Consider the following 23630-nt stretch of genomic DNA (forward strand, 5'->3'; position numbering starts at 1 on the left):
CGAGGATCAGCGGTGCGGGGCGGGCGGCGGGGCGGCTGAGGTCAGCGGCGCGGGGGGTCGGTGGGGATGGTGATCTGCGGTGGGTCGAAGGGGCGGCCCGGGTTGGTCGGGTCGGTCGGCCTGCCCTGGCCCGGGGCGGGGGGTTCGGTGGTCGGGGCGGGCTCGGTCGGTTGCGGTGGGGGGACGTAGCCCGTCGACACCAGCAGCGTGATCACGGTGCCCTTCAGGGCGCTGCCGCGCGGAGTCTGGCTGACGACCTGGCCCTTCGGCTGCTCGGAGTTGCGGTTCTGCGCGGAGACCTTGTAGCCGGCCTGTTCGAGGATGCGCGTCGCGTCGTTGACGTTCCGGCCGACGACGTCGGGCACGCGGATCTCGCTGCCGCCCTTGAGGTAGCGCTCCTCGACCGGCGGCAGGCCGCGCACCGGAAGTCCTTCGTGGACCTTCGACATCGTGTCGAACCACGTGCGCGCGGGCACGGTGCCGCCGTAGATGTCGCCCTTGCCGCACAACCGGGGCGGCCCGGCGTTGACGCAGATCCCGCGCGGCTCGACGCCATCGTTGAACGTCTGCACGGCACCGGCGAAGTCCGGCGTGGCGCCGATGAACGCCGCCGACTTGTAGTCCTCCGTGGTCCCCGTCTTGCCGAGCATCGGCCGCGTCCACTTGAACTGCCGCGCCGCCTGCGCCGCGGTGCCGCCACCCTGGTCGTCCTTGGACAACCCGACCGCCAGGCCGTTCGCCAGCGGCTCGGCCACGACCTGCTCGCACGGCGCCTCGTTGATCGGCACGGCCTGCCCGTTGCGGTCCACGATCTGACCGATCGGGGACGGCGGGCACCACACGCCGCCGCTCATGACGGTCGCCGCCACGTTCGCCAGCTCCAGCGTGCTCACCGGCGCGGGGCTCAGCGTGAACGACGCGTTGCCGCCGTTGGACTTGTAGAACTCGGTCTGCGAGATCCGCAGCTCCTTGTTCTTCGCCTTCGGGTCCGGCCGCGTGCCCGCGATGTTGGTCGCCATCGTCTCGCGCATCCCCAGCCGGGACGCCATGTCCACCACCGGGTCCATGCCCAGCTGCTCTTCCATGATCACGAAACCGGTGTTCGGCGAGGTCTGCAACGCCGTCTGCAACGACATCTGCGCCGGGTAGCTCGACGACGCGTTGCCCAGGCAGTACCACCGCGTGTTCGGCTCGCCGGTGGGCGGGCACTTGTCCCCGCCGCCCTTGAACACCCGCGACACGTGCGAGTTCGGCGTGGCGATCGTGTTCTCGATGCCCATGCCCTTCTCCAGCGCCGCGGCCGCGGTGAACACCTTGTAGACCGACCCGGCGCCGAACTTGTTCTCCACCCCGGATGGCAGGTCGAACTGGGTCTGGAACTGGTCGGCCTTCAACCCGTAGTCCCGGTTCGCGACCAGCGCCACGACCTCGTGCCGCTCCTTGCCCGGCCGCACGACCGCCATCGCGTTCGCGATCCCGTCGGTCGACTTCGCGACCTGGCCCTCGGCCGCGCGCTTGGCGTGGTCGGTGATGGTGCGGTCCAGGGTGGTCCGGATGGTGTAGCCGCCGGTCTTGAGCTGCTCCTGGCTGAAACCGTTGCGCTCCAGGTAGTTCAGCACGTACGAGCAGAAGAACCCGTGCTCCGGCCCGGCGCCCACGCACCCGCTGGGCGGCGTCCGCACCGGCGTCGCGAGCCCGAGCGGTTCGGCCTTCGCGGCCTCGGCCGCGTCCCGCGACAGCTTGTCGTTCTCGACCATCTTGTCGATCACCTGGTTGCGCCGCTCCAACGCCTTCTCCGGGTACACCTCCGGGTCCAGCGCGGACGGGCTGTTGACCATGCCCGCGAGCATCGCGGACTGGGCCACGGTCAGCTTGTCCGCGGTGGTGTTGAAGTACGCCTGCGCCGCCGCCGCGATCCCGTAGATCGTCGAGCCGAACGGCACCACGTTCAGGTAGCCGGCGAGGATTTCCTCCTTGCCGAGTTTCTGCTCCAGTTGCAGGGAGATCCGCCATTCGCGGGCTTTGCGCGCGACCGTCTGCTCCTGCGCCTTCTGCTGCTCCACCTGGTTGTTCCGCGCGACCACGTGCACGAGGTAGTTCTTCACGTATTGCTGCGTGAGCGTGGAGGCACCTTGCGTGACCGAGCCGCTGAACTGGTTGGTCAACCCGGCCCGGATCGTGCCCCGCCAGTCGACGCCCTGGTGCTCGTAGAACCGGCGGTCCTCGACCGAGACCAGAGCGGCCTTCATGGTCGGGGAGATAGCCTCCGACGGCACGAGGATCCGGTACTGGTCGTACAGGTACGCGATCGGCGCCCCGTCCTTGTCCGTGATCGTGGAGATCAACGGCGGATCGGTGGTCACGAGGTCGGCGGAGATGCTGTCCACCGTGTCGCTGGCGCTGTTGGACACCACGCCCAGGGAGCCGACGACAGGGAACAACATGCCTGCCAGCAGCACTCCGGCTAGCAGACACAGGCCGAGCAGTTTCAGCACGCCGTTCCTGGCTCGCATGCAGGTCAGCGTACGCGGCACCTGAAGAGGTGATCCGGATCGCGCACAGTTGATTACACAGGATGAGTACTCGTACTCAAGACAGGTAACAGGTGCGCAACCCAGGGTTGGAGGTGGAACCAGAAGGCTCTACAGTCCGTCACTGTTCAAGACAGCAGCCGACAGCAGAGCCACTCGTTGGTGAGCCTACGGCATCCGCGGCAGGGGTGTGGCGGATTTAGGAAGTCTGGACACTGTGTGAACTGAGGTGGGGGAGATATGCAGCAGGGGGATTGGCGGATCAAGGCCTCGTGCCGTGATGAGGAGCCGGACCAGCTCTTCGTCCGCGGTGCGGAGCAGCGCAAGGCCAAGCTGGTGTGCCTGGGTTGCCCGGTGCGCACCGAGTGCCTTGCCGAGGCCCTGGACAACCGGATCGAGTTCGGTGTGTGGGGTGGAATGACCGAGCGTGAACGGCGTGCGCTGCTCCGACGGCGCCCGGACGTCACCTCGTGGCACGAGCTCCTGGACACGGCACGGCAGGAGCACCACGAAGAGTCGAAGGTCGGGTAGCAGCCCTTACTCCTACTCTCCCGCCAACCGCCGACCGATCTCGTGCAGGCCGTCCAGGTCGTGCACGTCGGTGGGCAGGGCGGGTACCCCGATCAGCGGAACACCGGGGTGCGCACGGGTGAACCGCGCGAGCAGTCGCTTCTCCCGATCGGCGACGGCCACGCGATCCGCGTGCACCCGCAACACCGCGGCAGCCAGCGGAGCGTCCCCAGTGCGCTCGAGCCGGTCCGCCGCCGCCAACGCACCGGGTGCCGGCAAGGGGGCCAGCACCGGGTGCGTCCGGTTCGCCACCAGACCGGTCAACGGCATCCGTTCCGCGCTCAACCGCTCGACGAAGTAGCTGGCCTCGCGCAACGCGTCCGGTTCGGCCGCCGCGACCACCAGGAATCCCGTGCCGGGTGATCGCAGCAGGTCGTAGGTGGCCTGGGCGCGTTGCCGGAAGCCGCCGAACATGCTGTCGAACGCCTGCACGAAGGTCGACGCGTCCTGCAGGAGTTGGCCGCCGACGATCGTGGACACGGCTTTGGTGAACAGGCCGAAGCCCGCGCCGACGATCTTGCGGATGCCGCGCCCGCCCGCACGGGCGGGCGCCGACAGCATGCGGATCAGCTTGCCGTCCAGCACGGTCGACAGCCGCTGCGGCGCGTCCAGGAAGTCCAGCGCCGACCGGCTCGGCGGGGTGTCCACGACGACCAGGTCCCACTCGTCGCGGTCGACCAGCTGGCCCAGCTTCTCCATCGCCATGTACTCCTGCGTGCCGGAGAACGACGTGGAGATCGTCTGGTAGAACGGGTTGGCCAGGATCTGCTCGGCCCGCTCGCGGCCCGCGTGCGCCCACACCATGTCGTCGAACGTGCGGCGCATGTCCAGCATCATCGCGTGCAGCTCGCCCTCGAACCCGTCCACCTCGACGCGCCGGGGCTGGTTGTCGAGCTCGCGCAGGCCGAGCGACTGGGCCAGCCTGCGCGCCGGGTCGATCGTCAGCACGACCACCCGCCTGCCGCGTTCGGCGGCCCGCACGGCCAGCGCCGCCGCCGTCGTCGTCTTGCCGACGCCACCGGACCCGCAGCACACCAGCACCCTGGTGCCCGGGTCGTCCAGCAGCGCGTCCACGTCCAGCCGGTTCACCGCACCCCCCGCCCGACCAGCACCTCGGCCAGCTCGTACAGCGCGGCCACGTCCACCCCGTCGGTCAGCTCCGGCAGCTCCAGGGTGGGCAGGTCGGACTCGGCCAGCTTCTCCTTCGCCCGCTCCTCCATCCGCACCCGCAGGGCGTGCTCGACGGTCTGCTCGACCAGCCCGTCCAGCACGTCGTCGTCCACCTCCAGGCCCGCGGCCGCCAGTCCGCCGCGCAGCCGCCCGGTGTCGACCCGGCCCTCCGACGCCGCCGTCACCGACCGCGCGGGCAGCCGCGGCGCGTTGACCCGGTTCACGAACACCGCGCCCGGCCGCAGGTCGGCGGCGTCGAGGTCGGCCACCGCGTCCAGCGTCTCGCGCACCGGCATCTCCTCCAGCAGCGCCACCAGGTGCACCGCGGTGTCGCCGGAGTGCAGCAGCTTGACCACGCCCTCGCTCTGGCCCTTGATCGGCCCGACCTTGGCGAGGTCGGCCATGGCGCGGGTGACGTCCAGGAACCGGACCACCCGACCGGTCGGCGGCGCGTCCAGCACGACCGCGTCGTACTCGTGCCGCCCGGTCCTGCCCGCGCGGCGCACGCACTCCTTGACCTTGCCGGTGAGCAGCACGTCGCGCAGGCCGGGCGCGAGGGTGGTGGCGAACTCGATCGCGCCCATCTTCTTCAGCGTCCGGCCGGCGAAGCCGAGGTTGTAGAACATCTCCAGGTACTCGAGCAGGGCCGCTTCGGGGTCCACGGCGAGCGCGCGCACCTCGCCGCCGCCGGGTGCGGACGCGATCCGCTCCTCCGAGTACGGCAGCGGCGGGCGGTCGAACAGCCGGGCGATGCCCTGCCGGTTCTCCACCTCCACCAGCAGCACGCGCCGCCCGCCGGTGGCCAGCGCGAGCGCGAGCGCCGCGGCGACCGTGGTCTTGCCGGTCCCGCCCTTGCCCGTCACCACGTGCAGGCGCGCGCGGGTGAGTTCGTCGGTCCAGCCGTTCACCGGATCAGCCTATGCGCGCCGCCCTGAGAACCGCAGGCCACGACGTCCGCCACGGTCAGTCCACCATGGTGACGAACACCACCGCGAAGGCCGTCGCCGCGACGATGCCCCAGACCACGACCGACGGCAGCACGTACGCGATGAGCACCGCCACGACCGCGACCAGCACGGCCCCGATCAGCAGCGCGCGCATCACGTCGGACCGCCGGGCGCCCTTGCGATCCCGCGCCTGGGCCATCCCGACCAGGATCATCACCAGCCCGCCCAGCAGGAACGCGCTGGTGGCGACGACCCGCCACGTCTCCACGTGATCAAGCTAGCGCCGCGGGAGGCGTTCCGGCACTCCCACCCGAAGTGAAGACCTCTCGTGTCCGGGCACGGATTGACACGAACGGGGGTACTCGACCGGGTGCCCCCGTGCGGCACCCCGCTAGGCTGCGCCCCATGCAGAAGTGGGAGTACTCCACCGTCCCGCTGTTGATCCACGCCACGAAGGCGATCCTGGACCAGTGGGGTGAGGACGGCTGGGAGCTGGTCACCGTCCTGCCGAACCCGAGCGGTGAGCAGCACGTCGCCTACCTGAAGCGGCCCAAGGCATGAGCTGGACGGCACGCCTGGCCGAGCTGGGCATCGAGCTGCCCGACGTCGCGGCGCCGGTCGCGGCGTACGTGCCGGCCGTGCGCAGCGGGCAGCTGGTCCTCACGTCCGGGCAGCTGCCGTTCGTCGAGGGTTCCCTCGCCGCCACCGGCAAGGTCGGCGGCGACGTCAGCCCCGAGGAGGCCAAGGCGCACGCCCGCACCTGCGCGCTGAACGCGCTGGCCGCCGTGCACGACCTGGTCGGCCTGGACGCGGTCGTGCGGGTCGTCAAGCTGGTCGGCTTCGTCGCCTCCGCCGAGGGCTTCACCGGACAGCCCGCCGTCGTCAACGGCGCGTCGGACCTGCTCGGAGAGGTGTTCGGCGAGGCCGGGCGGCACGCGCGGTCCGCGGTCGGCGTGGCCGAGCTGCCGCTGGGTGCGCCGGTCGAGGTGGAACTGATCGTCGAGATCGGGGGATGAGATGTCGGACACGTGCCACGAGCTGCTGCTGAGGCTCGCCGGGCGGATGCCGGACGACCTGCTCTGGAGATTCCGCGACTGGGCCGCCACCGACGCCGTGGCGGTGCTGGCGCGCGCCCTCCCGCGCACGTTGCTGCACGACAGGATCGGTCTGACCGACTACGAGCAGCGGCTGCTGGCCGACGCCCTCGTGCCGCACGGAGCCGAACGGTCCATCATCAGTTCTGTCAAAGGGCTGGACGAACTCCCCGAATCCGGCTACACCTTCTCCCCGGAATCACCCGATCGGGTGTCGATGGGTGATTCCGCGACCGTGGTGCTCGGAGCGACCCTGCGCGGACGCCCCGGGGTCGGAGAAGTCCGGTCCTCGTGGCGGTTGGGCGGGGACGGACCCAGGAGGCTGATCCTGGTCACCGCCACGACCGGGGAAGCCCGGTTGACCGGTGAGCTCCAGCGGGTGCTGCGGGCGCTCGGCGAGCACGACCCGTGTGTCGAGGTCCTGCCCGCCGGACTTGACCTGCCGCCCTACCACAGGGCGGCGTTGGCGGCATCGGAGCTGGTGTGCGCCGGCGCCGACGCCGACGGGCAACTGGTGCCCGTATAGAGCTCGGCGCTCCCGCGCGGGCCGGAAGGAGAACAGGCGTGACGAACGACGGAGTGGGACTCCCCGTCCGTTTACACGACCTCCTGTTGGCGCTGGCCGGACGCGTTGACGACGACGCGCTGACCCAGGCTCGGGAGCTGCTGGCGGTGGCCGAGCTGGACAGAGCCGTGGAGCTCGTCGTCGGCTGCCTGCTGGCCGGGCGCATCCCGGTGTCGCCGGAGGAGCGCCACGAGATCGGCTGGCTGCTCGACGAGGTCCGCTCGGACCGCTCGCTGGCCGACCGGCTGTTCGCGGTCGAGCGCGTGCCGGTGCCCAGGCACCGGTTCAGCGTCGAGTCCGACCCGGCCGACGGCCTCGGTGACGTGCTGGGCAAGACCGTGTCGGTGCTGCCGGACGTGCGGGGCGTGCGCGCCACGTGGCGGTCCAGCCCGGCCGGCGCGACGCCCGGACCGCTGCCGCAGCGGGTCGTCCTGGTGGACATCGGCCCGGCGGGCTTCGCGCCCGCCACCGCCTACCGGGTGGACACCGTGCTGCGCAAGGCGGGCATCCGGGCGGCGGTCGAGGTGCTGACCGTCGGCACCCCGCTGGGCGAGTACCACGCGGCGGCCGTCACCACGGCGCGCGAGGTGTTCTTCCCCTCCGGGTCCACGAGCCCCCAGCCACCACCGGACGCGGCCACGTGGTTCGACGGTGAACCCCGGGACCAGGCACCGGTGGTCGAGCCGGAACCGGTGCCTGCCGAACCCCAGAACGGCTCCAAGTCACGTCGGGCGCGCGTCGAGTCGTACGAGGGCGCGCAGCCGTTCCCGCCGAAGCCCGTGAAGCGGCTGCCGGTGCGGGACGCGGTCGACGAGGTCGAGGACGTCCGGGTGGTCGAGGACGTCCGCGTCCACGACGTCCGGGACGAGGTCCGGGTCGACGAGGACGTCCGGGCCGACGAGGTCCGCGCGGACGAGGTGCGGATCGACGAGGTGCACGAGGACGTGCGGGTCGAGGAGGCCCCCGTCCAGGAGGCGCCGGTCGAGCCGACGCCCGTGGCCGAGGCGCCGCCCGCGCCGATGTTCGCGTTCCCGGACGACCACCCGTTCTCCCGGGCCGAGGTCACCACGGAGCTCGGACCGGACGACCTGGCCGCGTTGCAGGCCGCGCTGGCGGAGGGGCAGCCCCCCGCCGCCGTGCAGTTGCCACCGACCGTGGACGCCAAGCTCAGCGACCGGGAACGGGCGTTGCTGCAGCAGCTGCACGAGGAGCTGGCGCAGCGCGAGCAGCAGACGTGGCCGGGTGGCGGCCCCGAGTTCGTCAACGGGGCGCCCAAGCCGACCAACGGCAAGTACCCCGGCTAGAGGCGTCGCAGGTTCGTCAGCAGCTCGGCCCTGTCGTCCGCGGAGAGCGGGCGGTGGGGCCGAGCCGCTGCCCGGTCCGTGGCGGCTTCGATCCGCCGGCGCACCGGGTCGTCCGCCGGCATCTCGCGGACGGTGAGGCCCTCCTCCGCCCACGCGGCGGCGTGCGCGTCCGCCCGGTGGTGCCGCAGGGCCCTGAGCCGGTCGAACAGGCGTGCCTGGGGCGTGTCGCCGGTGCGGGCGGCGCTTATCGGATGGTCGACCGCGGGAACGCGGATCGGCGGCGGTGACGGCCACAGCTCGCCGGCCGCCCTGGTGTGCGCCTCGTTGACCACTTCCAGGAACGCCCGGCACCGTCCGGTCGCGGTGACCTGCCCGTCCTCGACCACGAGCCAGTCCCGGTCGGCCAGCGCGGCGCCCAGCATCGGGTGGTACCGGTGCACGTCCTCCACCGCGCCCAGCGGCATCGGGCCGTGCGCCAGGACGCTCGCCAGGTCACCCAGGACCGGCACGTGCGGCGGACGTTCACCGCGCAGGTAGCGCGCGCTCAAGCGGTGCACGGGCGGGATCAGCCGGTGCAGCTCCACGGCGACCTCGGCAGCCATGGCGCAAGCGTTTGCCGCGTCCAGGGCCAGCACGTTCGACGCCCTCTGCGCGTCGTCCTCGCACAGGTCCAGGGCGGTCCGGAAGTGCTGCTCGGCGGCACGCCAGTCACCCTGGTCGTAACGCGACTCCCCGGCGTGCTGGTGCGCGAGGCGCAGCAGCGGACCACCCCCGGCCACCAGCTCGGCGAACACCGCGTCCGCCTCCGCGAACCGCCCCTGCCGCTGGTGGACCCGCGCCAGCCGCAGCCGCGTCGCGGGCGAGTCGTCGGCCCGCCGGAACGCGTGCTCGGCCTCCTCCAGCCGGTTCAGCACCCGCGCGACCTCACCGACCTCCGCCCACTCCCGGTGCGAGGCAGGCCGCTGCCGGTCGAGCCACGCGGCCAGGCCCTCCGGGTCGTCCGGCACCTCTCGCAACGTCTCCGGGTCGACCCGCCAAGCCGGTCTCACGCCTCCGACTTCCGCCGGGCCAGGTCGATCACCCGCTGCAGGTGCAGGCCGCGCCGGACGTCCAGCGGGTGCTCCGTCGTGCCGCTGTCGACCATGGCCACGAAGTCGTCCAGCAGGTTCGTGAAGCACTGCGCCGTCGTCGTGCCGCGGTCGGCCAGCACCCGGTGACCGTGCTCGCCGTACACGACGACCTCCGCGATGCCCGGGTTCAGCGGCAACGTCATGGTCATCGTCGCCACGCTCGTCGCGCCCGTCTCGTGCTGGAACACGACCTGCCACAGCCCGTGCTCCGACCGGTTCGCCGCGATCACGTCGGTGATCGTGCCCAGCGTCGCGTCCAGCAGGTCGAACGCGTGCGGGCCGACGTCGTCCAGCGGACCCCGCTCGTGCCGCCACGGCGAGTGCGAGAACGGCCCGTCGAGCAGCCCCCCGTTCAGCCAGCGCGCGCTGCCGCCCACCCAACCGCCGGTCTGCTTGAGCTGGTCCAGCTGCTCGCGGGTCTCGGGGGCGTAGCGCTTGGTCAGGACGACCAGCGAGGCGACGTTGTTGCGCTCCACGGCGGCGGCGAGGCGTTCGGCGTCCTCCAGGCTCCCCGCGATCGGCTTCTCCAGGATCAGGTGCTTGCCCCGTTCGGCCGCCCTGGTCGCGATCCCGGCCTGCACCCCCGGCGGCACCGCGAACGCGACCGCGTCCACCTGCTCCAGCAGCTCGTCCGGCGACGCGGCGACGGACGCCCCGTGCTTCCCGGCGAGCTCGGCCGCAGCCTCCTCACGGCGGGCCCAGATCGCGGTCAGGCGGGTACCCGGGTGGTCCGCGATGCCCGGTGCGTGCACCATGTCCGCCCACGGGCCGGCACCGACGAGTCCTACGCGCAGCTGTTCGTCCACCAGGCCATCCTGCCTTTCATCGGCCACCGATGTAAGTCGATTCGGGGACGAAGATCCGACCGCCGTTGTCGAACCTCAGCTCGACGCCACCGGGTTGCCGGTCGACCTCGGGCGTGTCGTCCCACCCGCTCGGGATCGCGACGACGTGCCCGTGGTCGGGCGACTGCCCGAGCCAGACCTCGCGATCCGTGCCACCGACCAGGCTGGACCGCTCCTTGACGTACACGTTCGGCGTGCCCTCGTTCGTGCTGGTCGTCGTCGTGCTCGGCAGGAACAGGAGCACGGCGGCCGTCGCCGTCAGACCCGTGCCCACGATCGCGCCGACGACGAACAGCAGCACGTTGAGGAGGCAGCCCTTGCGCGTGGTGTCCACAGACGGATGATCCTCGTAGGCTCGGGTCGTGCGCGAACTCCCCGATGAACTGGTGCTGCCGGCCGACATGGCGCCCGAGGACTTCACCGGACCGCCGGTCGAACCCCGCTCCGCCGCGACCGTCGTGCTGGTGCGGGACGGTGACGCGGGGCTGGAGGCGTTCCTGCTGCGGCGGGTGGCCGGGATGGCGTTCGCGGGCGGGATGACCGTGTTCCCCGGCGGCGGCGTCGACCCGCGCGACGCGGACACCTCCGTGGCGTGGAGCGGACCGCCGCCGTCGTCGTGGGCCGCCCGGTTCGGGTGCTCGGTGGAGCTGGCCACGGCGCTGGTGTGCGCGGCCGTGCGCGAGACGTTCGAGGAGTCCGGCGTGCTGCTGGCCGGCCCGTCGTCCACGTCCGTGGTGGCCGACACCGCCGCGTTCGCCACGGCCCGCGCGGCGCTGGTGGCGCGGGAGCTGTCGTTGGCCCAGTTCCTGGCGGCCGAGGGGCTGGTGCTGCGAGCGGACCTGCTGCGACCGTGGGCGAACTGGCTCACGCCCGTCGAGGAGCCCCGGCGGTACGACACGTTCTTCTTCGCGGCCGTGCTGCCGGAGGGGCAGAGCGCCGACGGCGTCACCACGGAGGCCTCCGACGCGGCCTGGCAGCGGCCGACCGACGCCCTGGCGGACTGGAAGGCCGGGCGGCGGGCGTTGATGCCGCCCACCTGGGTGACGTTGGCCGAGCTGGAGGAGCTCGGGTCGGTGGCGGCGGTGCTGTCCGAGCCGCGGACCGTGTCCAAGGTGATCCCCAAGCTGGTCCGGGACGGCAACGTGCTGCGGGTGGTGCTGCCGTGAGCGCCTACGGGGTGTTGCGGCAGGTCACGCCCACGGCGTCCGTGCTGCTGGCGGAGAACCCCGGCGTGATGACGTTGGAGGGGACGAACACGTGGGTGCTGCGCGCGCCCGGGTCGTCGTCGTGCGTGGTGGTCGACCCCGGACCCGCCGACCCCGCGCACCTCGGGCGGATCGCGCAGCAGGCGCCGGTGGAGGTCGTGCTCCTGACGCACGGACACCCCGACCACTCGGACGGGGCACGTTCGTTCGGGCGACAGGTGGACGCGCCGGTGCGGTCGGTCGACCCGGCGTTCCGGCTCGGCGGGCAGGGCCTGGCCGAGGGTGACGTGATCACGGCGGCCGGGTTGTCGATCGCGGTGCTGCCGACGCCGGGGCACACGGCCGACTCGGTGTGCTTCCGGCTGGACGACGCCGTGCTGACCGGGGACACGGTGCTGGGGCGCGGGACGACGGTCGTGGCCCATCCGGACGGGCGGCTCGGTGACTACCTGACGTCGTTGCGGCTGCTGACCACCCTTCCGGAGGGCACGATCGGGTTGCCGGGCCACGGGCCGGAACTGCCGGACCTCGTCGCTGCCGCCGGTGGGTACCTGGTGCACCGGGAGCAGCGGTTGGCGCAGGTCCGGGCGGCGGTGTCCGAGCTGGGCGGTGCGCCGACGGCACGTCAGGTGGTGGAACTGGTCTACGCCGACGTGGACCGCTCCCTGTGGCCCGCGGCCGAGTGGTCGGTGCGGGCGCAACTGGAGTACCTGCGCGAGGCCTGACCACCTGCCCGTCCCCCTGGGCGTGCTTCGCCTCTGGTGGTCAGGCGATCCCGGTCGGGTTGTCGATCGCGTACCGCCAGCCGCCATCGGTGCCGCGACGGGCGACGTCGGTCGCCGTGCCGGTCTCCTCACCGACGCGCCAGTCGACGATGAGCAGCGCAAGATCACCCCGAGCAATCACCTTCCGGGTGACAACGGTCATCTTCCGGGTGAGCGCCAAGTGGTCGGCCAGCACAGCGGGCTGCGCGCCGGGCTCGTAGAGGGCGCTGGGGTCGCCGGCGTTGAAGGCCTCAGCGAACAGCGAGGGCAGCTCCTCGGGGGTGCGCGCGATCATGCGGGGGACGTTAGGGAGGTGCCGCGTGGCCAACCAAACGGTGAGTGCCTGGGCCGTGATCCGCACGGCGAAGTCGACCACCCGGTGCCCGACTGCCCGGTCGAGGTGACGCTGCGGGCGTTGCGCGGGCGGTGGACGACGCTGGTGGTGCGGGAGCTGCTCGGCGGCGAGCGGAGTTTCGGTGACCTGGCCGACGCCCTGCCCGCGTTGTCGGACAAGGTGCTCAGCGATCGGCTCGCGCAACTGGTCGCGAGCGGCGTGGTGGTGCGGACGCGCGAGCCGGGCTGGCCCAGCCGCGTGCGGTACTCGCTGACGCCCCGCGGGCACGCGCTGCGCGGGGTGCTGGAAGCGATGTGGGCCTGGGGTGCCGGCGCGACGCAGGCGGCGGGCGGTCCGTCTGCGCCGTGATGGCCTGGCTGGAACCGCGCGCCGCCGAGGCACGTCACTGCGGCCGGCCGTGGCACCGCTACTGCGCCGCCGGTGCGGATGCGCCGAGGAGTCGGTGCGAGGCGGCAGTGGCGGCGGGGCCGGCCGGGTGTGGCGGAGGCCGAGTGTGGCGGAGCCGGTGCGAGGCGGGCGTGGGCAGGTATGAGGTGCGAGTGATGGCAGCCAGGGCAGCGGCGGGGCCGGTCGTGGCGCGCGATGGACGTGGTGCGCGATGGACGTCGTGGGGCTGGGCGTGATGCGGGCCGGGCGTGGTGCGAAGCGGGCGCGTCGTGGGCTGGCCTGGTGGGCCCGGTGTGGTGGGCCTGGCGTGGTGCGAGGCGGGCGTCGTGGGCCGGGGTCGGTGGGCCCGGCGTGGTGCGAGGTGGGCGTGGTGGGGCCGGGTGTGGTGGCGGTGGTGGCAGGAGGGGTGGGGGCAGGAGGGGTGGGGGCAGGAGGGGAGGCGAGGGTTGGGGGTGGTCGGGGGTGGTTGTCGGGGCTCGGTCCTCGTTTTAACCGAGGATCGGTGACGGTGTTTCCGTACATTTCCCGGCCATGATCACCCGATCGTGTCCCGAAGGCGGTTCCCCGGGCCCTTCGTCAGTTGACGGTCCGCAGGGGGACCACCAGGTAGGTCAGCTCCACGCCGTCCTCGCCCGCCTGGGACGTCAGGACCGTCGAACGCAGCCCGTCCTGGATCCGGAGCTCCACCCGCCGCCCGCTGAACGCGCGCAGCGCATCCGCCAGGTACCTGGCCTGGAACGTCTTGGTCACCCGGTTGCCGTCGATCGTCGCCTTGACCGACTCCTCCGACTCGCCGCTCTGCGGATCGCTCCCGCGCACCCGCAGCTCGCCGTCGTCCACCTGGATGGTGACCGAACCGTGCGGCCCCGCGTACGGGACCGCGCGCCGCACCGCGCCGGCCAGCACATCGGCCTCCACCAACACCGTGCTGTCGATGACCGCCTCCAACAGCTTCCGCACTCGATCGTCGGGGAACGGCGCCGCCAGCAGCGCCGTGCTCACACTCCCGCCCGCCCACGACAGGGCGATGCGGTCGGCGTCGGCGTGCACCGCCACCACGGCCTCCCGGCCCGGTTGCCTGGCCGCCTCGGCCAGCACGACCGCCGGCGCCAGGACGTCCAACTCACCGGTCGCCACCCAGGGTAGTGAAGCGAACGCCATTCGGTAACGGTCCGTGGCGACCAGTTCGAGCCTGCCGTCCGCACCGTGCATCCGGACCCCGGTGAACACCGGCAGGGCGTCGTCCTTCGACGCGGCGCTCGACACGGGCACCAGGGCGGACGCGAGGGTGCGGGCGGCGATGGAGCCTACCGCCGGCGGCAGCGGTGGGATGCCGGGGTGGGCGGTCAGGTCCAGCAGTGGCAGGGCGAAGCGCGCGGTCGACGTGCGCACCGCCAGGCGCGACCCCTCCACAACCAGTCTGACCTGCGGGTCTTCCACCGCGCGCAGGGTCTCGGCCAGGGGTTTCGCGGGCACCACGACCGCACCATCGGAGTGCACCGTGGCAGCCCGGGTCAGCCGCACGGCGTGTTCACGATCACTGCCCGCCAGCTCGACCGCGGACGCGTCGGCGCGCAGCACGAGACCGGCCAGCACCGGGTCGTACACCCGCGTGGGCAGGAGGCGGGCGACGTCGGCGGCGGCCGAGGCGAGGTCGGCGGTGGTGGCGGTCAGGTCCATGGCGCGGACGGTAGACCCGACCACCGACAAAAACCGTGGGTCAGCGACCCACCAGCGCCACCTCGTGCTGCTTGGGCAGCGGCACGCCGGCCGCGACGGTGCCGCGGAACACCCACACCAGCACCGCGATCGCGAAGCCCGACACCCCGGCCGCGACGAACGCCGAACCGGTGCCGAACGACTCCACCAGCCGACCGCTCACCGACTGGCCGATCGCCAACCCGACGGTCACCGCCGTCACGACCCAGCCGAACGCCTCGGTGGCCGTCCCCGCGGGCGCGACCTGCTCGATCGCGGCCGAGTGGGTGGTGGACTGCGGCGTGATCAGGGTGCCGACCACCAGCAGCGCCGCGCCCAGGCCGATCAACCCGGTCGGCACGGCGAGCAGCAGCGACAGCACCGCGAACCCGCCGAGCAGCACGGGCAGCCGCAGGTGCATCGCCCGCGGGAACGGCTTCATCGCGTACAGGACGCCGAACAGCACGGAGCTGACCGACCACAGGCTCAGCAGCAGTCCGCCCACGCCGACGTGACCGGCCCGCGCGGCGGCGGCGGGCACCGCCACCTCGATGAACCCGATCGTCACGCCGAAGCCCAGCGCCGCCAGCGCGACCGTGCGCATCCCCGGCGACGCCAGCGCGCCCAGCAGGTCGCGACCCATCGGCTCCGGCCGCACGCCGCGCACCGTCGGGTTCAGGGCGAACCACAGCGCGCCGGCCACCATCGACGCCGCGCCGATCACCACGCCGGTGCCCGCCCACGGCGCCGCGACCAGCAGCCCGGCCAGGCCGGGACCGAGGATGAAGAACACCTCCATGCTGATCGCCTCGTAGGCGTACCCGGCCAGCCGGGCGGACCCGGCGGGCAGCACGTGCGACCACAGGGCGCGGGACGCGGAGCCGACCATCGGCTCGGTGATCCCGACCAGGAACGCGACCGGCACCAGCAGCGCGACCGCGACGCCGGCCTCGACTGCCCCGATCGCCAGGGCCACGAAGGCGGCGAACAGCGCCACCGCGACGAGCAGCGGCCGGGTCGGTCCGAGCCGGTCCATCAACCTGCCCTGCACGATCGACCCCACCGCGACGCCCACCAGCGACGACGCCGACACCAGGCCCGCCGCGGCGAACGAACCGGTCTCGCGCTGCACGTAGAGCAGCAGGGAGAGACCGATCATCGCGATCGGCAGGCGGGCGAGCAGCGACGCGACCACGGGGCCGCGCATGCCGGGGGTGGTCAGGGCGGTGCGGTAGTCCGAGAGGCGGGCAGAGTGGGACATGCGTACCAGTATGCCCGCTCTGGTACGTGCGTACCAGTCATTGCGCGGTGTGATCAGTCACCGGGCTGGTGGTGCGTCGGCGCGGCGGCCGGAGGGGTCGGCCCGAGTGGTCGGAGGGGCCTTGATGGTCTTGAGCGGTCCACCGGCTGGGAGTTGGTTGCAGTTCGGTCACAACAATGGGATGACCGGGTGAAACCATGCCGGGAAAGCGCTGAACAGAGGGTCCTTGAGGGTGAACGGGCTTGAGTTGCGGGGGAGGTGGCGTGCGATCGTTGAGGGAGCCGCCGTCACCCGTTTCCACGGATGTCGCAGCGGGTAACCAAGCCTCCTTCCGGTGCCACGAGGGTCGGGGCCTGCGGGCGCCGGAGGTGTGGAAAGGCGCGGTCTGTCGGGGGATGGGCCGTGCGGCAACAAGACCGGTGCGCCGCGTCGGGGGCGGCGCCCGGTCTTGTTGTGCTCGGACAGGCCTCGGTCACACCTCGACCAGGCCTCGATCAGCCCTGGTCGAGGCCTGAGCGGGCTCGACCGTGCCCGTGGTCGTGCTCCGGCCGAGCCTCGACCAGGGCTCGACCGGACCGGCGGCGCCGGGCCGTCAGCGGGCGCGGCGGGCCAGGCGCTCCGGGTCGAGGATCAGCACGCTCTTGCCCTCCAGGCGGAGCCAACCGCGGTGGGCGAAGTCGGCCAGCGCCTTGTTCACCGTCTCGCGCGACGCGCCCACGAACTGGGCGATCTCCTCCTGCGTCAGGTCGTGCGTGACCCGCAGCAGACCGGCCTCCTGGCTGCCGAAGCGCTGCGCGAGCTGCAACAACGCCTTCGCCACGCGGCCGGGCACGTCGGTGAAGATCAGGTCGGCGAGCATGGAGTTCGTCCGCCGCAGCCTGCGGGCCAACGCCCTCAGCAGCTGCTCGGCGATCTCCGGCCGGTTGGTGATCCACTGCCGCAGTGCGGGGCGGTCCATGCTGACCGCGCGCACTTCGGTCACCGTGGTCGCGGTGGACGTGCGCGGACCGGGGTCGAAGATCGACAGCTCGCCGAACATGTCGGACGGGCCGAAGATCCCCAAGAGGTTCTCCCGTCCGTCCGGGGACTTGCGGCCGATCTTCACCTTGCCGGATTGGATGATGTAGAGCCGGTCGCCCGGCTCGCCCTCCGCGAAGATCACGTGGCCACGCGGGAATTCAACAGATTCCAGCGTCTGCGCCAGTGCCTCCGCTGCGGCCTGTTCAACCCCCTGGAAAATGCCCGCGCGGGCCAGGGTCTCGTCCACCTCGTCCCTCCTGTCGAGACGCGGCGGCATGGTTGAGCGCGTTCCGCCTTCTGGCGGATCAGCGCCTGCCGCCGATCACTGAGTGCAGTCTAAGGGCTGTGGTCGGGATCGCCTTTCGGCACGCCGCCCAACCAGCCCGGACAGCCCGATAAGGCCCGCGGGGGATGACCCCGTGGGCCTGCACGGTCCTAACCCCGGTTAGCGGCGGGTGCGCCGCTGACGCAGGTTCCTGGCACGACCGCCCAGCCTGCGCAGCCGGAACAGTTCCAGCGCGCGGCCGATGCCGTGCCCGTAGAGCGCCCTGACCTCGTCGGGGCGGGCCGACTCCAGGAACTCCTCGACCTCGTCCTCCTGCACGGCCACGTGCCGCAGACGAGCTTCAACGCGCTCCATGAAGAGCGCGAAGAACATGATCACGATCGGAACGGCGATGACGAACCAGGCAGTCATGATGGCTCCGATCCTTGCGCATCCGGTCGAGTGCGCAGTCAAGGGGGGTCACTCTGGCGTGTCGGTTCGCGGTCGATCCAAGGACGTTCGCGGTCGGCCTGTGGTTGCTTGCCCGTGATCGTGGCCGGTCAAACCCGCTCTCGCCCGGCGAGCCGGCGGGGGCCAGTAACCTCGTGCCATGGCGAAGAGCGCGGTGAAGCAGCCGGAGACGAAGCTGGGGCTGGTCCGCCGGGCACGTCGCGTCGTGCGGGTCCTCCACCAGGGTTACCCCGACGCCCACTGCGAGTTGGACTTCGCGGACCCGTTGCAGCTCCTGGTCGCCGTCGTGCTCTCCGCGCAGACCACCGACGTCCGGGTGAACCAGGTCACGCCCGCGCTGTTCCAGCGGTACCGGACGGCCGCCGACTACGCCTCCGCCGACCGGGTCGAGCTGGAGGAGCTGATCAGGCCGACCGGCTTCTACCGCAACAAGGCCACGTCGCTGATGGGCCTCGGCGCGGCGCTCGTCGAGCGGTACGACGGCCGGGTGCCCGGCCGGCTGGAAGACCTCGTGACGCTTCCCGGGGTCGGCCGCAAGACCGCGAACGTGGTGCTGGGCGACGCTTTCGGTGTGCCGGGGATCACGGTCGACACCCACTTCGGCAGGCTGGTCCGCCGGTGGGGCTGGACCACCGAGGAGGACCCGGTCAAGGTCGAGCACGCCATCGGCGCGCTGATCGAGCGCAAGGAGTGGACCTTGCTCTCGCACCGCACGATCTTCCACGGCCGCCGCGTCTGCCACGCCCGCACACCCGCGTGCGGCGCGTGCCTGCTGGCGCCCCTGTGCCCGTCCTACGGCATCGGGCAGGTCGACCCGGTCAAGGCGCAGAAGCTCGTCAAGGGCGAGGAAGCGCCGCACCTGATCGAGCTCGCCGAACGCGTGCGGGCGGGGGAGAGGCTGGCGTGAGCGCCGCGGCGCGGTGGTCCGTCGTCGTCCTGGTGCTGGCGGTGGCGGGTGTGGTCGCGTTGTGGCCCCGCACGCCGGACCCGGTCGGGCAGGGCGCGATACCGACCCGCACCCGGCCCACGGTGGACCTGGACGCCGTGCGCGCCCAGGCCGCGCTCCGGCCGTGCCCGCGGACCCCGCCGGACGTCGCACCCGGGCCGCAGCCGCTGCGCGGTGTCGTGGCGACGTGCCTGGGCGACGGCCGACCGGTCGACGTGGCGTCCACCGTGACCGGTCGGGCTGTGGTGAACTTCTGGGCCACCTGGTGCGTTCCCTGCCAAGAGGAGCTGAAGGTCTTGGAGGCCTACGCGCGGGAGCCCGGCGCGGTACCGGTGATCCCGGTGCTGGTGGAGAGCAAGGAGGCTGACGGTCTGGAGCTGCTGGCGAAACTCGGTGTGCACCTGCCCTCGGTCGTCGACCCGGACGACGGGGTGCGTCGCGCCGTCCGCGTGCCGCGGACGCTGCCGATGAGCTACGTCGTCGGCGCGGACGGCTCGCTGACCCAGGTGACGGAACCCACTGCCTTCACGTCGGTCGATCAGGTGCGCGAGGTGGTCGGATGACCGCCCTGGTCGACCCGGACGACGTCCCCGAGTGGATGAGGGGGCTGGTCAAGGCCACCGCCGGGATCGACGCCCGCGCGTTCACCCGGATCAAGCCGCCGCCCGACGGCTCGGGCCGGCCGGCCGCCGTGCTCATGCTGTTCGGGGAGGGCCCGGACGGTCCGGACGTGCTGCTGCTGCGCCGCGCCGACACCCTCGGCTCGCACCCCGGCCAGGTCGCCTTCCCCGGCGGCGCGGCCGACCCGACCGACGACGGACCGGTGGACACGGCGCTGCGCGAGGCGTTCGAGGAGACCGGCGTGCTGCGCGAGGGCGTGCGGCCGGTCGCCACGCTGCCCCGCCTGCACGTGCCGGTGTCCGGGTTCGTCGTCACGCCGGTGCTGGCGCACTGGGACCTCCCGTCGCCGGTCGCGCCGGTCGACCCGGGCGAGACCGCCGCCGTGGCCAGGGTGCCGATCTCGCACCTGGCGGACCCGGCGAACCGGTTCCGGGTGAGCCACCCGAGCGGCTTCGTCGGTCCGGCGTTCGCCGCGCCGGGGATGCTGGTGTGGGGCTTCACCGCCGGCCTGCTCGACGGCCTGCTCGCGCTGGGCGGGTGGGAACGGCCGTGGGACACCGCCGACGTGCGCGACCTCGACCTGGCCCTGCGAGCGGTGGAGGTGTGAGTGAACTGGGTTGACCTGCTCGTGCTGGCGCTGGCCGCCTTCGCCGCGTTCTCCGGCGCCCGGCAGGGCATGGTCGTGGCGCTGCCCGCGTTCGTCGGCGTGCTCGTGGGCCTGGTGCTCGGCACGCAGCTCGCGCCGCTGGTCGTCGCCCAGTTCGACAACGTGGTGACCAAGGTCGTGTTCGCCGTCGGCATCGTCGTGCTGCTGGTGGCGCTGGGCGAGACCCTGGGCGTGTACGTGGGCCGGGCGATCAAGCCGCGGGTCAACTCAAGCCCGCTGCGCGGCGTGGACAACGCGCTGGGCGCGATCGTGCAGGGCGCGGTGGTGTTCGTGGTGGCGTGGATGATCGCGCTGCCGCTCACCACGGTCGCGGGCCTGCCGTCGCTGGCCAAGTCGCTCAACCAGTCGGTGATCCTGTCCACGGTGGACGACGCCATGCCGCCCGCCGCCCGGAGGTTGGCCGACGACCTGCAGAACCTGTTCGACGTGTCCGGCTTCCCGGCCGCGATGGACCCGTTCAACCGCACGCCGCTGCGCGAGGTGGGTCCGCCGGACCCGGCGCTGGGCGTGAACCCGATCGTGCGGCAGCTGGAGTCCAGCGTGCTGAAGGTGCGCGGGCGCGCGCCGTCGTGCTCGCGTGCGCTCGAAGGGACGGGGTTCGTGATCTCGCCGGAGCGGGTCATGACGAACGCGCACGTCGTCGCGGGCACCACCGACGTGACCGTCGAGGTCGGCGTCGGCCAGTTCGACGCGACGGTCGTGCTCTACGACGCCCAGACCGACATCGCGATCCTCGCCGTGCCGGACCTGGAGGCGACGCCGCTGCAGTTCCGCACCGACGAGATCGAGCCCGGCGAGGACGGGATCGTGCTCGGCTACCCGCTGGACGGCCCGTACAAGGCGTCCGAGGCGCGGGTGCGGGAGCGGATCAAGATGCTGCGCGGCCCGGACATCTACGACGCGCAGACCGTGACGCGGGACGTGTACACGGTCCGGGCGAAGGTGCGCAGCGGCAACTCCGGCGGCCCGTTGGTCGACCCGCAGGGGCGGGTGATGGGCGTGGTGTTCGGCGCGGCCGTGGACGACCAGGAGACCGGTTTCGTGCTGACCGCGACCGAGGTCGCGGACGAGGTGGCGAAGGCGCCGACGCTGGTGCGCCGCGCGTCCACCCAGACCTGCGCGTCCTGACCCCGGCTACACGCCGGCGAGGAACTCGGTGATGAACCGGCTCGTCGTGTGCGGTGCTTCCTGGTGCGGGAAGTGCCCCACCTCGGGCAGCAGCCGGTAGGACGAGCGCGCGCCCGTCCACCGCGCCGATTCCGCCGCGGTGGACGCCAGGACCACGGGGTCGAGCGCGCCGTGGAGCTGGAGCACCGGCACGTCCAGCCGGCGGTCGACCGCCTCGGCGAACCGGCGGCCGTCGCCGCGCAGCTGCGACCGCACCGCCCAGCGGTAGTACTCCATGGAGCTGTGCGCGACGCCCGGCACCTGGAAGGCCTCGCGGCTGCGCCGCACCACCTCGTCGAACTCGGGCGACACCCTCCACTTCGGACCGCCCCACGCGTCGAGCAGCCCGGCGACCGCCGCACCGTCGTCCCTGGTCAGCCACCGCTCCGGGTACACCGGGAGCTGGAAGCGGAGCAGGTGCGCGCTGGCCCGGCCCTGGCGGCGCGGGTGGCGGCGGATCGCCCGGCGCAGCGCCAGCGGGTGCGGCGCGGACACGGCCGTCACCGAGTAGACCAGGCGGGAGTGCATGGCGGCGACCGTCCACGCCAGCATGCCGCCCCACGCGTGGCCGACGAGGTGCGCCCGCGGTTCGCCCAGCGCTTTCACCAGGCCTGCGACGTCACCTGCCAGCGTGAACCCGTCGTACCCGCGCGGTGGCTTGTCCGAGTCGCCGTAGCCGCGCAGGTCCACGGCCACCGCGCGGTAACCCGACTCGGCCAGCGAGACCAACTGGTGCCGCCACGTCCACCAGAACTCCGGGAACCCGTGCAGCAGCAGCACGAGCGGGCCCTCGCCCAGCTCGGCCACGTGCAGGCGGATGCCGTTCGCGGACACGTCGCGGTGCGTCCACGGGCCGGGCACCCGAGAGGTCGACGGGTCCGGTGGCAGCCGCACGGCGCGGCTCAGCGGTCTTCGCCGCGGTGCCGCAGCGCCGCGACGGTGCCCTTGGCGGAGTCGATGGTCCGCCGGGGCGCGCGCAGCTTCTTCACCTTGCGGTAGCCCAGCAGCGCGAACAGCACCGAGGTGACGAGCATCAGCCCGAACACGATGAGGAACGCCGACCACCGGGGCAGCCACACGTCCAGCAGCTCCGCGCCGAAGAAGAACAGGAAGAACGAGCTGAACAGCAGCACCGTCAGCGCGACGATGAAGTAGACGCTGCCCCGCAGGCCCTTCTTGATCTCGCCCGCGACCTCGGACTTGGCGAGCTCGACCTCCGCCCTGACCAACGTGGACAGGTGGGCCGTGGCGTCGCGCACCAGGCCGCCGATGGACGTTTCCTCCGCGATCTTCGCCGCGCTCTCCGCGGTCAACGGGATCGACGGAACAGGTGGCAGTCCGCTGCCGTTGGTGTTCTCCCGAGCGCTGGTCACCGGCTCATCGTGCCATGCACGGCGGGTGGAGGCCGCTCGACCGGCTGATCGACTGCGGTTCAGTCGTCCGAGTCGGCGCGGCGGTGCGCCCGGCTGCGCCGCACCAGCAGCACCGAGGCCAGCAACGACGAGGCCAGCGACGCCACCAGCACCGCCGTCTTCGCCTGTTCGGCCGCGTGCCCTTCCAGCGCCAGGTCTGCGATGAGCAGGCTCACGGTGAACCCGACGCCGCCGAGCATCGCCACCGCCACGATGTCGCGCGGCCCGGCGCCGTTCGGCCACACCGCGGCCTTGAGCAGCACCGCCAGCGCCGACGCGCCCACGATGCCGACCACCTTGCCCACGACCAGCCCCAGCACCACGGCCAGCGCCAACCGGTCGGTGACCAACGCGCCCAGCGCACCGCCGTTCACCGGCACACCGGCGGCGAACAGGGCGAACACCGGCACCGCCACGGCCGCCGACCACGGCTGCAACCGGTGCTCCAGCCGCAGCGCGGGCGCCTCGTGCTCGTAGTGGTCCTTGTGCACGCGGGTCAGCAGGGCCAGCGCGACGCCCGCGATCGTGGCGTGCACACCGGCCGCGTGCACGGCGGCCCACGTGCCGACCGCGATCGGCACGTACAGCCAGGGCGTCGTCACGCGCCGGTGCTGGAGGAACGCGTACAGCGCCAGCAGCACGACCGCGGCCCCCGCCGCGAGGAGGTTGAAGGACGTGGTGAACAGCACCGCGATGAGCAGGATGGCGCCCAGGTCGTCCACCACGGCCAGGCTGAGCAGGAACAACCGCAGGCTGTTCGGCAGGCCCGACGCGGTGATCGCCAGCACGCCCAGCGCGAACGCGATGTCCGTGGCCACCGGGATCGCCCACGCCCGCTCGATCCCCGGCTCACCCCAGCCGACGCCCAGCGCGATCAGCGCGGGCACCACCATGCCGCCGACCGCGGCCACGACCGGCAGGATCGCCGCCTTGAAGTCGTTCAGCTCCCCGATGACGAGCTCGCGCTTGAGCTCCAGCCCCGCGACGAAGAAGAAGATCGCCAGCAGGCCGTCCTTGGCCCAGTCCTCGAGGCTCAGGCTCAGGTGCAGCGACTCCGGGCCGAGGTGCAGGTCGCGCAGCGCCGTGTAGGAGCCGGACACCGGCGAGTTCGCCCAGATCAGGGCGACGGCGGTGGCGGCGAGCAGGATCAGGCCGCCGAAGGTCTCGGTCCGCAGGTAGCGGGCGAACTCGGCGGCGGCGCCGCGCCTGTCGTGCGTGCGCCTGTCGTTCGCGCG

The 23630-nt window shown here is 72.4% G+C and carries 27 protein-coding genes; 12 read left to right on the forward strand and 15 right to left on the reverse strand.

All coding sequences use genetic code 11. The features are described 5' to 3' along the window. Positions 1 to 41: 41 nt before the first annotated feature. The gene (locus AB0G02_RS03470) at positions 42 to 2513 is read right to left on the reverse strand and encodes a transglycosylase domain-containing protein (protein WP_360788685.1); all 2472 of its coding nucleotides are present in this window, start codon (positions 2511 to 2513) and stop codon (positions 42 to 44) included. A 258-nt stretch (positions 2514 to 2771) separates the two neighbouring features. Here AB0G02_RS03470 and AB0G02_RS03475 point away from each other — a divergent pair, with 258 nt between their 5' ends. Next, positions 2772 to 3062: a WhiB family transcriptional regulator gene (locus AB0G02_RS03475; RefSeq protein ID WP_158848073.1), complete on the forward strand. Its 291-nt coding sequence runs from the start codon at positions 2772 to 2774 to the stop codon at positions 3060 to 3062. A 12-nt stretch (positions 3063 to 3074) separates the two neighbouring features. On the opposite strand, the gene AB0G02_RS03480 is transcribed toward AB0G02_RS03475, so the two are convergent. From AB0G02_RS03480 to AB0G02_RS03490, 3 genes are read right to left on the reverse strand one after another with little or no spacing between them, the layout of a single operon-like run. Further along, positions 3075 to 4190, reverse strand: coding sequence for an ArsA-related P-loop ATPase (locus tag AB0G02_RS03480; RefSeq protein WP_360788689.1), 1116 nt, complete (start codon positions 4188 to 4190; stop codon positions 3075 to 3077). Next, positions 4187 to 5179, reverse strand: a complete 993-nt coding sequence (locus tag AB0G02_RS03485; protein ID WP_360788692.1) for an ArsA-related P-loop ATPase — start codon at positions 5177 to 5179, stop codon at positions 4187 to 4189. The genes AB0G02_RS03480 and AB0G02_RS03485 overlap by 4 nt, the downstream gene beginning before the upstream one ends. 55 nt (positions 5180 to 5234) lie before the next feature. Then, a complete protein-coding gene (locus tag AB0G02_RS03490; RefSeq protein ID WP_360788694.1) occupies positions 5235 to 5486 on the reverse strand; it encodes a hypothetical protein in 252 nt (83 codons plus the stop codon). Positions 5487 to 5623: 137 nt separating this feature from the next. On the opposite strand from AB0G02_RS03490, the gene AB0G02_RS03495 reads away from it, so the two are divergent. From AB0G02_RS03495 to AB0G02_RS03510, 4 genes are all read left to right on the forward strand, one after another. Continuing rightward, the gene (locus AB0G02_RS03495; RefSeq protein WP_360788697.1) at positions 5624 to 5779 is read left to right on the forward strand and encodes a hypothetical protein; all 156 of its coding nucleotides are present in this window, start codon (positions 5624 to 5626) and stop codon (positions 5777 to 5779) included. Beyond that, a complete protein-coding gene (locus tag AB0G02_RS03500) occupies positions 5776 to 6234 on the forward strand; it encodes a RidA family protein (protein ID WP_360788700.1) in 459 nt (152 codons plus the stop codon). Before AB0G02_RS03495 ends, AB0G02_RS03500 begins: the two co-directional genes overlap by 4 nt. 1 nt (position 6235) lies before the next feature. After that, positions 6236 to 6838: a hypothetical protein gene (locus AB0G02_RS03505; protein WP_360788703.1), complete on the forward strand. Its 603-nt coding sequence runs from the start codon at positions 6236 to 6238 to the stop codon at positions 6836 to 6838. A gap of 86 nt (positions 6839 to 6924) precedes the next feature. Beyond that, positions 6925 to 8181: a hypothetical protein gene (locus tag AB0G02_RS03510; protein WP_360788706.1), complete on the forward strand. Its 1257-nt coding sequence runs from the start codon at positions 6925 to 6927 to the stop codon at positions 8179 to 8181. On the opposite strand, the gene AB0G02_RS03515 is transcribed toward AB0G02_RS03510, so the two are convergent. Genes AB0G02_RS03515 through AB0G02_RS03525 form a run of 3 tightly spaced genes read right to left on the reverse strand, consistent with a single transcriptional unit; the run spans position 8178 to position 10490 of the window. Beyond that, positions 8178 to 9230, reverse strand: coding sequence for a hypothetical protein (locus AB0G02_RS03515; protein WP_360788709.1), 1053 nt, complete (start codon positions 9228 to 9230; stop codon positions 8178 to 8180). The genes AB0G02_RS03510 and AB0G02_RS03515 overlap by 4 nt on opposite strands. After that, positions 9227 to 10117, reverse strand: a complete 891-nt coding sequence (locus tag AB0G02_RS03520) for a Gfo/Idh/MocA family oxidoreductase (RefSeq protein ID WP_360788711.1) — start codon at positions 10115 to 10117, stop codon at positions 9227 to 9229. Before AB0G02_RS03520 ends, AB0G02_RS03515 begins: the two co-directional genes overlap by 4 nt. 16 nt (positions 10118 to 10133) lie before the next feature. Beyond that, entirely contained in the window at positions 10134 to 10490 is a 357-nt protein-coding gene (locus AB0G02_RS03525) for a hypothetical protein (protein ID WP_360788714.1), read from the reverse strand. Between the two features lie 67 nt (positions 10491 to 10557). Here AB0G02_RS03525 and AB0G02_RS03530 point away from each other — a divergent pair, with 67 nt between their 5' ends. After that, positions 10558 to 11322: an NUDIX hydrolase gene (locus AB0G02_RS03530; protein ID WP_360788784.1), complete on the forward strand. Its 765-nt coding sequence runs from the start codon at positions 10558 to 10560 to the stop codon at positions 11320 to 11322. Continuing rightward, on the forward strand, positions 11319 to 12086 hold the full coding sequence (locus AB0G02_RS03535) for an MBL fold metallo-hydrolase (RefSeq protein WP_360788717.1): 768 nt from the start codon (positions 11319 to 11321) through the stop codon (positions 12084 to 12086). The genes AB0G02_RS03530 and AB0G02_RS03535 overlap by 4 nt, the downstream gene beginning before the upstream one ends. A 40-nt stretch (positions 12087 to 12126) precedes the next feature. Here AB0G02_RS03535 and AB0G02_RS03540 read toward each other — a convergent pair whose 3' ends face one another. Then, positions 12127 to 12420 carry a hypothetical protein gene (locus AB0G02_RS03540; protein ID WP_360788720.1) on the reverse strand — a complete coding sequence of 98 codons (294 nt, stop codon included), beginning with the start codon at positions 12418 to 12420 and terminating at the stop codon, positions 12127 to 12129. 84 nt (positions 12421 to 12504) lie between these two features. Here AB0G02_RS03540 and AB0G02_RS03545 point away from each other — a divergent pair, with 84 nt between their 5' ends. Continuing rightward, a complete protein-coding gene (locus AB0G02_RS03545; protein WP_360788723.1) occupies positions 12505 to 12828 on the forward strand; it encodes a helix-turn-helix domain-containing protein in 324 nt (107 codons plus the stop codon). Between the two features lie 615 nt (positions 12829 to 13443). Here AB0G02_RS03545 and dnaN read toward each other — a convergent pair. From dnaN to AB0G02_RS03565, 4 genes are all read right to left on the reverse strand, one after another. After that, entirely contained in the window at positions 13444 to 14547 is a 1104-nt protein-coding gene (gene dnaN / locus AB0G02_RS03550) for a DNA polymerase III subunit beta (RefSeq protein ID WP_360788725.1), read from the reverse strand. Positions 14548 to 14587: 40 nt separating this feature from the next. Next, on the reverse strand, positions 14588 to 15826 hold the full coding sequence (locus AB0G02_RS03555; RefSeq protein ID WP_360788728.1) for an MFS transporter: 1239 nt from the start codon (positions 15824 to 15826) through the stop codon (positions 14588 to 14590). Positions 15827 to 16418: 592 nt separating this feature from the next. Then, positions 16419 to 17093: a Crp/Fnr family transcriptional regulator gene (locus AB0G02_RS03560; protein ID WP_033441932.1), complete on the reverse strand. Its 675-nt coding sequence runs from the start codon at positions 17091 to 17093 to the stop codon at positions 16419 to 16421. A 198-nt stretch (positions 17094 to 17291) separates the two neighbouring features. Next, positions 17292 to 17543: a hypothetical protein gene (locus AB0G02_RS03565; RefSeq protein WP_015097743.1), complete on the reverse strand. Its 252-nt coding sequence runs from the start codon at positions 17541 to 17543 to the stop codon at positions 17292 to 17294. Positions 17544 to 17721: 178 nt separating this feature from the next. Between AB0G02_RS03565 and nth the strand changes: the two genes are divergently transcribed. The 4 genes from nth to AB0G02_RS03585 are packed head-to-tail and all read left to right on the forward strand — an operon-like array spanning position 17722 to position 20944. After that, positions 17722 to 18489 carry an endonuclease III gene (nth, locus tag AB0G02_RS03570; RefSeq protein WP_360788730.1) on the forward strand — a complete coding sequence of 256 codons (768 nt, stop codon included), beginning with the start codon at positions 17722 to 17724 and terminating at the stop codon, positions 18487 to 18489. Continuing rightward, positions 18486 to 19091 carry a TlpA disulfide reductase family protein gene (locus AB0G02_RS03575; protein ID WP_360788733.1) on the forward strand — a complete coding sequence of 202 codons (606 nt, stop codon included), beginning with the start codon at positions 18486 to 18488 and terminating at the stop codon, positions 19089 to 19091. The genes nth and AB0G02_RS03575 overlap by 4 nt, the downstream gene beginning before the upstream one ends. Beyond that, the gene (locus AB0G02_RS03580) at positions 19088 to 19756 is read left to right on the forward strand and encodes a CoA pyrophosphatase (RefSeq protein ID WP_360788736.1); all 669 of its coding nucleotides are present in this window, start codon (positions 19088 to 19090) and stop codon (positions 19754 to 19756) included. Before AB0G02_RS03575 ends, AB0G02_RS03580 begins: the two co-directional genes overlap by 4 nt. After that, positions 19757 to 20944: a MarP family serine protease gene (locus AB0G02_RS03585; RefSeq protein ID WP_360788739.1), complete on the forward strand. Its 1188-nt coding sequence runs from the start codon at positions 19757 to 19759 to the stop codon at positions 20942 to 20944. Positions 20945 to 20950: 6 nt separating this feature from the next. On the opposite strand, the gene AB0G02_RS03590 is transcribed toward AB0G02_RS03585, so the two are convergent. From AB0G02_RS03590 to nhaA, 3 genes are read right to left on the reverse strand one after another with little or no spacing between them, the layout of a single operon-like run. Beyond that, positions 20951 to 21877, reverse strand: a complete 927-nt coding sequence (locus AB0G02_RS03590) for an alpha/beta hydrolase (protein WP_360788742.1) — start codon at positions 21875 to 21877, stop codon at positions 20951 to 20953. 8 nt (positions 21878 to 21885) lie between these two features. Beyond that, a complete protein-coding gene (locus AB0G02_RS03595; RefSeq protein WP_360788745.1) occupies positions 21886 to 22356 on the reverse strand; it encodes a phage holin family protein in 471 nt (156 codons plus the stop codon). A gap of 59 nt (positions 22357 to 22415) precedes the next feature. After that, entirely contained in the window at positions 22416 to 23570 is a 1155-nt protein-coding gene (gene nhaA / locus AB0G02_RS03600; RefSeq protein ID WP_360788787.1) for a Na+/H+ antiporter NhaA, read from the reverse strand. Between the last annotated feature and the right edge of the window lie 60 nt (positions 23571 to 23630).

It is taken from the genome of Actinosynnema sp. NPDC023658 (assembly GCF_040639995.1).
In the GTDB taxonomy this organism is placed as follows: Bacteria; Actinomycetota; Actinomycetes; order Mycobacteriales; family Pseudonocardiaceae; genus Actinosynnema.

What these genes read in the sequence shown, in the direction of transcription:
- AB0G02_RS03475 (WP_158848073.1), top strand. Translation starts at nt 2,772, where the DNA reads ATGCAGCAGGGGGATTGGCGGATCAAGGCCTCGTGCCGTGATGAGGAG.
- AB0G02_RS03530 (WP_360788784.1), top strand. Translation starts at nt 10,558, where the DNA reads ATGGCGCCCGAGGACTTCACCGGACCGCCGGTCGAACCCCGCTCCGCC.
- AB0G02_RS03580 (WP_360788736.1), top strand. Translation starts at nt 19,088, where the DNA reads ATGACCGCCCTGGTCGACCCGGACGACGTCCCCGAGTGGATGAGGGGG.
- AB0G02_RS03500 (WP_360788700.1), top strand. Translation starts at nt 5,776, where the DNA reads ATGAGCTGGACGGCACGCCTGGCCGAGCTGGGCATCGAGCTGCCCGAC.
- AB0G02_RS03495 (WP_360788697.1), top strand. Translation starts at nt 5,624, where the DNA reads ATGCAGAAGTGGGAGTACTCCACCGTCCCGCTGTTGATCCACGCCACG.
- AB0G02_RS03565 (WP_015097743.1), bottom strand. Translation starts at nt 17,543, where the DNA reads ATGACTGCCTGGTTCGTCATCGCCGTTCCGATCGTGATCATGTTCTTC.
- AB0G02_RS03470 (WP_360788685.1), bottom strand. Translation starts at nt 2,513, where the DNA reads ATGCGAGCCAGGAACGGCGTGCTGAAACTGCTCGGCCTGTGTCTGCTA.
- dnaN (WP_360788725.1), bottom strand. Translation starts at nt 14,547, where the DNA reads ATGGACCTGACCGCCACCACCGCCGACCTCGCCTCGGCCGCCGCCGAC.
- AB0G02_RS03555 (WP_360788728.1), bottom strand. Translation starts at nt 15,826, where the DNA reads ATGTCCCACTCTGCCCGCCTCTCGGACTACCGCACCGCCCTGACCACC.
- nth (WP_360788730.1), top strand. Translation starts at nt 17,722, where the DNA reads ATGGCGAAGAGCGCGGTGAAGCAGCCGGAGACGAAGCTGGGGCTGGTC.
- AB0G02_RS03540 (WP_360788720.1), bottom strand. Translation starts at nt 12,420, where the DNA reads ATGATCGCGCGCACCCCCGAGGAGCTGCCCTCGCTGTTCGCTGAGGCC.
- AB0G02_RS03505 (WP_360788703.1), top strand. Translation starts at nt 6,236, where the DNA reads ATGTCGGACACGTGCCACGAGCTGCTGCTGAGGCTCGCCGGGCGGATG.